Source organism: Spiribacter aquaticus (genome assembly GCF_007625215.1).
Taxonomy (GTDB): Bacteria; Pseudomonadota; Gammaproteobacteria; order Nitrococcales; family Nitrococcaceae; genus Spiribacter; species Spiribacter roseus.
On the sequence record NZ_VMKP01000006.1, the window covers coordinates 1 to 6,136 of the forward strand.

At 60.6% G+C, this 6,136-nt stretch carries 5 protein-coding genes and 1 tRNA gene; 3 read left to right on the forward strand and 3 right to left on the reverse strand.

Annotated features, from left to right (window positions below):
• Positions 1 to 256 precede the first annotated feature (256 nt).
• Positions 257 to 787: an HXXEE domain-containing protein gene (locus FPL11_RS09950; protein WP_159308482.1), complete on the forward strand. Its 531-nt coding sequence runs from the start codon at positions 257 to 259 to the stop codon at positions 785 to 787.
• A gap of 7 nt (positions 788 to 794) precedes the next feature.
• Here the strand turns inward: FPL11_RS09950 and FPL11_RS09955 are convergent, their stop codons facing one another.
• Entirely contained in the window at positions 795 to 1,745 is a 951-nt protein-coding gene (locus FPL11_RS09955) for an IS481 family transposase (RefSeq protein ID WP_144348473.1), read from the reverse strand.
• A 234-nt stretch (positions 1,746 to 1,979) separates the two neighbouring features.
• Positions 1,980 to 3,269, reverse strand: a complete 1,290-nt coding sequence (locus FPL11_RS09960; RefSeq protein ID WP_144348474.1) for an NCS2 family permease — start codon at positions 3,267 to 3,269, stop codon at positions 1,980 to 1,982.
• A gap of 148 nt (positions 3,270 to 3,417) precedes the next feature.
• Between FPL11_RS09960 and FPL11_RS09965 the strand changes: the two genes are divergently transcribed.
• Positions 3,418 to 4,830 carry a hypothetical protein gene (locus FPL11_RS09965; RefSeq protein WP_144348475.1) on the forward strand — a complete coding sequence of 471 codons (1,413 nt, stop codon included), beginning with the start codon at positions 3,418 to 3,420 and terminating at the stop codon, positions 4,828 to 4,830.
• 61 nt (positions 4,831 to 4,891) lie between these two features.
• Here the strand turns inward: FPL11_RS09965 and FPL11_RS09970 are convergent, their stop codons facing one another.
• On the reverse strand, positions 4,892 to 5,827 hold the full coding sequence (locus FPL11_RS09970; protein ID WP_144348476.1) for a glycerophosphodiester phosphodiesterase: 936 nt from the start codon (positions 5,825 to 5,827) through the stop codon (positions 4,892 to 4,894).
• A gap of 141 nt (positions 5,828 to 5,968) precedes the next feature.
• On the opposite strand from FPL11_RS09970, the gene FPL11_RS09975 reads away from it, so the two are divergent.
• A tRNA-Arg gene (locus FPL11_RS09975) sits at positions 5,969 to 6,045 on the forward strand.
• The last annotated feature ends 91 nt before the right edge of the window (positions 6,046 to 6,136 follow it).

Here is a 6,136-nt window from a genome sequence, read left to right on the forward strand (position 1 = left end):
AGCGATGCGCCCGAAGGGTGAGGCCCGGAGGGCCGAATCAATCCCTCCCTCTCCGACAATAAAATCAGGCATTTGAGCTCGCTACTGATCGCGTTTTTGTGGGTAGGGCAGTGTAGTGGCTAAGATTCTGCGCAGGATTCCTGCCGGCAGAACCCTCCTTGTGTCTGATTAAAATTCAGCCAATACTGCGCTTTGGTATCCGTGGCGATTGGGCTGTTGAATTTTTGCGCCGCCCTGCACAGTGGAGCGTTCGACCTTGCTGAACCGGATTTTTCAGTACTGGGTGTATGCAACGCCCCCAGCCGCGCTACTGCTGATCGGACTTTATCCGTTCATCGGTGCCGGAATCGCACTGCCGGTCTATCTTGCATTGCCCATCTATATGGCCCACCAGTTCGAGGAGCATGATGCGGATCGCTTCGCGGCCTTTTTGAACGAGCTGCTTGGGCCGAGGCGCAGAGGGCTGACAGCGGCAGATATCTGGGTCGTCAATGTCGTGTTCGTATGGTTTGCCCTGCTCGCGGTTTTCTATCTCACCCGGCTCGATCCGGCGTGGGGCGTATTGGCAGGTTATCTCGTCGCAGTTAATGCGTTATTGCACGTGGTCTGGGCGGTACGGCTACGCCGCTATAACCCCGGCCTTTGGAGCGCTGCCGTTCTATTCTTGCCGCTGGCGACCTGGATTTTCGCGGCCACCCCCGCACCGATCCTGATTCATCTGTTCGCGATGCTTGTCGTGATCGTCTTGCATGCCGCGATCGCATACCGAGCATCACAACCCGCATGATCCGAGACTAGGTGTGCAGTCTCATGAGGTTGTCCCCAGATAGCCCGAGGGTGCTGATCGGTGTCTTGTGGTTGAGACTACCGTGCTGGCGATGCCAGTTGTAGTCATGTATCCAACGCGGCAGGTGCTCGCCACGCTCGGTAGAGTTTGTATAGGCGAAGGCATAAGCCCATTCGCGTAGCGCCGTCTGGATGAAGCGTTCGGCTTTTCCGTTGGTGCGCGGCGTGTAAGGCCGAGTAAACCGGTGCCGTATACCCAGGCAGCGGCACATCGCGGCAAACTTCTTTGAGCGATAGCAGGCACCGTTGTCGGTCAGCACGCGCCGGATCGTGACGCCGAGCGATCGGTAATAGCGCACGGCCGCCAATAGGTGGTCGACTGCGGCATCGGCGGTCTCTGAGTCCTGGATCTTGCTGTGGGCAATGCGCGAGCAGTCGTCGATCGCCACGTGCACATATTCCCAGCCAGCACCGCGGGATGTGCCGACGCGGCGTCCAGTGATGCGGTGGCCGACACGCTCAAAGCGGCCGAGCTTTTTGATGTCCAGATGGAGCAGGTCGCCGGGGTTCTCATGCTGATAGCGCTGCGGCGGTGGTTTGATCTCCAGTGCACTCAGGCGATTGAGCCCATTGCGCTGAAGGATCCTGCACACGGTTGCCCGGGAGATGCCCATGTTCATGGCGATGCGATCCATGGTCCAGCGCTGTCGGCGCCGCGCAATGACCTGCCGCACGATCCGCTTCGGTGTCCGGCGTGGCTGACACTTCGGGCGTGAAGATCGCTGGTATAACCCTTTTTGACCGTAACGGCGGTAGCGTTGCGTCCAGCGCTGAACCGTCTTTGGGTCAACATGGAAGCGTTCCGCTGCCTTGCGATAGCTCAGCCCTTGATCGATGACGGCACGAACCATCCGGGCTCGACCTCGAGGCGTCAGCGCGGCATTGTAATGACTGTCCACGGGGGTCTCCTTCATTGGGTTGCCAAGTCCGCAAACTCAGCATCCCTCGGAGCTCCTCCGTGGACAACCTATTGAGAAATCACAACTAGATGCCGGGCACGAGGGGGACGCCGCTGCAGCCGGTTAAAAGGGTGATTAGCGAGATGATCAGTGCGGTTCGGAACATGAGTTGCTCCTGATTTGCAATGGTAAGGGGACCTGAGCCGTCAACGCCGGCTCAGGTCGTCCGCGTTACTAAATGAAGGCAAATCGCAGCGCGAACAGGGCCGCGATCAGCCACACCGCTGGATGGACGGCCGTCGGCTTGCCCGCCAGCGTCTTACCGAGCACATAGGTAATGAAACCCAGCCCCATGCCATCAGCAATGGAGTAGGTGAGTGGCATCGCGATGGCGGTCACGACGGCCGGTCCCGTATCGGTAATGTCGTCCCAGTCAAGCTCGGCCAGGCCGCGGACCATCATGCAGGCCACAAACAGCAGCGCCGGTGCGGTGGCATAGCCCGGAATGGCGCTGACCACCGGCAGGAAGAACAGTGAGAGCAGGAACAGCACCGCGATCACAACGGCGGTCAGTCCGGTCCGGCCACCGGCATTGATACCCGATGCGCTTTCGATATAGGTCGTGGTGGTCGAGGTGCCGAACAGTGCGCCGCCGATGCTCGCGCCCGAATCCGCGACCAGTGCGCTGCGCAACCGGCCCAGACGACCGTCGCGGTCGAGGAAGCCGGCCCGATGCGAAAGGCCCACTAGAGTGCCCGTACTGTCGAACAGATCAACAAACAGGAACACCAGCACCACGGACACAAGTCCCAGCTCGAGCGCACCGGCAACGTCCATCTGCAGGAAGGTCGGGCTCGGATCCGGGGGCATCGATACCACCCCGTCAAACTCGGCAACGCCGAAGGGGACACCAATCAAGCTGACCGCCAGAATGCCAATGAGCACGGCGCCCGGGACTTCGCGATAGCTCAGCGCCACCATAATCGCGAATCCGAGCATGGCGAGCAGCGTTGGGACGGCGGTCAGATCGCCGAGCGTGACCAGCGTCGCATCGCTGTTGACCACAACGCCGGCGTTCTGCAGCGCGATGATCGCCAGAAAGAAACCGATGCCAGCCGAGATCGCCATTTTCAGCGATAACGGAATCGCGTTGATCAGCCACTCACGGATGGGCAGTACGGAGATGATCAAAAACAGAATGCCCGATAGGAAGACCGCGCCAAGGGCCGTCTGCCAGGCGATTCCCATGCCCAGCACCACGCCGTAGGTGAAGTAGGCGTTCAGGCCCATGCCCGGTGCGAGCCCGAATGGGTAGTTGGCATAGAGCCCCATGATCAGGCTGCCGAGTGCCGCGGCCAGGCAGGTCGCGACAAACACCGCCCCCCAGTTCATCCCGGTCTCGGAAAGAATGCTCGGGTTGACCACGACGATATAAGCCATCGTCAGAAAGGTGGTCAGACCGGCCAGCAGCTCGCGACGGATCGTCGTGCCGCTTTCCGCCAGTTCGAAGTATCGATCCAACATGCTAAGAGCCCCCGCAATACGCAAAATGCGAGTATACCCGGTGAGGGCTCATTGGCCACGACATCGTTTGGTCATCGCGGCGTCATCGGACTGTCACAGGTAACTCCTAGCGTATTTCTGAGTTATTCCTACGACAGAGGACTTCACCATGAGAAAGCTCAATGCCCTGACCATCGCTGCTGCAATCATGGGGGCGGCCGCCGCGCAGGCTCAGACCCCGCTGGTTGTCACTGACACCGCAAACGCTGGAGAAGGCTCACTGCGTGCGGCGCTGGAGGCTGCCTCGCAGAGCGGTGGTGCCTCGCAGATCGTGATGACCGTGAGCGGCGATATCGTGATTGATGAGAGCCTCGTCTACACCGGTGAGGCACCGCTCGAGATCATCGGCAATGGTCAGCGCGTGCGCAGTGATGCCAACACCGACCTTCTTGTGAGCGCGAATGGTGGTGATCTGGCCATCAGCGATCTGGCCTTTGAGGGCCCCGGCGGCTTCAGTGTGCTCAACCGCGGTGATGTGGACGGGCAGACCGCCGGCAAGGGGATCTTTCTTGATGTCCGCGAGGATCAGACCGGCATGGTCCAGCTGGCGTTGACCAACGTATCCGTGAAGGGCGTCGCCAACCATGGCATTCACGTCTCCGACTGCACGCTGGCCGATGACTGCGGGAGCGGCGCTGGCGGCGCCGGCGGCGGATCGCCGGCCTCGCTGCACATCCAGCTCGAGAACGTTACCGTTGATGGCGCCGGCACTGGCAAGTTCGACGCCGATGGCCTCCGGGCCGATGAGCGGGGCGCGGGCGATATCCACCTGTCCGCCAATGGCTCGGAGTTCGCCCGGGTCGGCGCCGACGGTCTGGAGCTTGATGAAGGTCAGGCCGGGAGCATCCACTCGACGATCATTCGGACCGCGTTCATCGACAATGGTCCATACTGCAATCCGGATGTTCTCGCCGAGTATATGCCGGCTGAGCCGGAGGGCAGCTTCCAGGACGGTGTGATGCAGCCCTCTGACATCCCCTCCGCGGTGACCGGCACGCCCGATGACAACTGCTTCGAGCGTGAGGTGTCGCTGTACGACTCGGGCTCGGTGGAAGAGTACGAGATCGGACTGGATCTTGATGACGGTATTGATTATGACGAGGCCGATTCCGGCAATCTCAACCTGACCATGATCGGGAGCACCGTCAGCGGCAACTACGACGAGGGCGTCGATATGGATGAAGCCGGCCCGGGTAATGGCAACCTGCGCTACATCAGCACCGTCGCGTACGGCAACAGCGATGACGGCTTCAAGATGTCCGAAGAGGACGCCGGCGGCGTCGATGGAGCCGTCATGGGGTCGGTGTCCCGCGACAATGGCGGGGTTGGTGTCGTGTTCGAGGAAGAGTCCGACGGCAATCTGGTTGTACAGATCAGCGACGTCCACACCGTCAACAATGACGATAGCGACGACACCGGGCTCGAGATTGTTCAGGAAGATGCTGGAACCGGTGAGCTTTCCTTGACCGGCAGTCAGATCGAGGACGGCATGGAAGTCGAGGGCGTCAGCGTGTCTCGCTAGACCCACGGCATTGTGAGGAACGAAAAGGGGGGCAGGGGAATCTGCCCCCTTTTTTATGCGCTCAGCGGGTCAGCCGAACCAACCGGTCGGGGAAGTCCGTGAAGATTCCATCCACACCCCAGTCAATCAACTGCTCCATCGCCGGGATATCGTTGATCGTATAGACATGCACCCGCAGGTCATTGGCCTGCGCCTGTTTGACGAATGCCTCATCAATCACCGCATCCCCCTGATAATTCAGGTTGCTGCCGATACCCACGGCATATTCACGGATCGTTTCGAAATCGGCGTCGGTGATCGTGCCTGGGCCTGGCGTGACGCCCGTCCACTCGATCAATGTGTCGCTGTCCTCTGATTCGGGGTAGTACCACACGAGCTGCACAAGCGGTACGTCCGGATTGATGGACTCGACCTCCCGCAGACTCTCCTGCGAAAACGACTGAATCACGACGGCGCCGGCCTCAATCAAGCCACGTTCGCTGAGAGTGTCCATCAGCTCGGCCTCAAGCGTGGGGTCGCGTTCCGCGGATTTGGTCTCAATGTAATATCGAGTCTGGGTGCCGAATCGGTCGATGACCTCGTCGAGCGTAACTACCCGGGCGCCCTCGAAGTCTGACCGCGCATGGTTGGGGTTGGCCTGGTTGAACCAGCTCCCGGCGTCGAGTGATTGCAGCTCTGCGAGCGTGTAGTCGCGCAGAGGGCCTTCGCGATTGGTTGTGCGGTCGATGGTTTCATCGTGAAAAACCACCAGCCGGCCATCCGCCGTCATCTGGATATCCAGCTCGAGATAATCCGCGCCCATGTCATGGGCCAGCTGCCAGGCGGGCAGCGTATGCTCCGGTGCGTGACCGCTAGCGCCACGATGTGCGATCACCTGAAAATACTGCAGGGCTTCGAGCTGCTGTTCGATGCTGTTGGCGCTCGTGCCGGATGAGGTGAAAAGGGTTGCCACGGCGAGGGCGCCGGCGAGGGTGCGAAGGGGGCGGGTAGTGAGCATTGGATGGTCCATACAAATCCTATTGATTGAGCGTTCAATCAATAAGCTACAGACCGGCAAAGCCCGGTTGCAAGTCTGGGCCGCCCGCTGCTCATCGCTTGACGCCCCCGGGTGAATTGGCCATACTCCGCGCTCGTCACAGCGCCTGTAGCTCAACTGGATAGAGCACCTGACTACGGATCAGGAGGCTGGGGGTTCGAATCCTCCCGGGCGCGCCAGACATCAAGGAAACCGGCTGCGGCCGGTTTTTTTGTGCGCGCCCGGGAGGGTTCGAACCCCCAGCCAAGGAACATGGGTTCGACCCGAGCG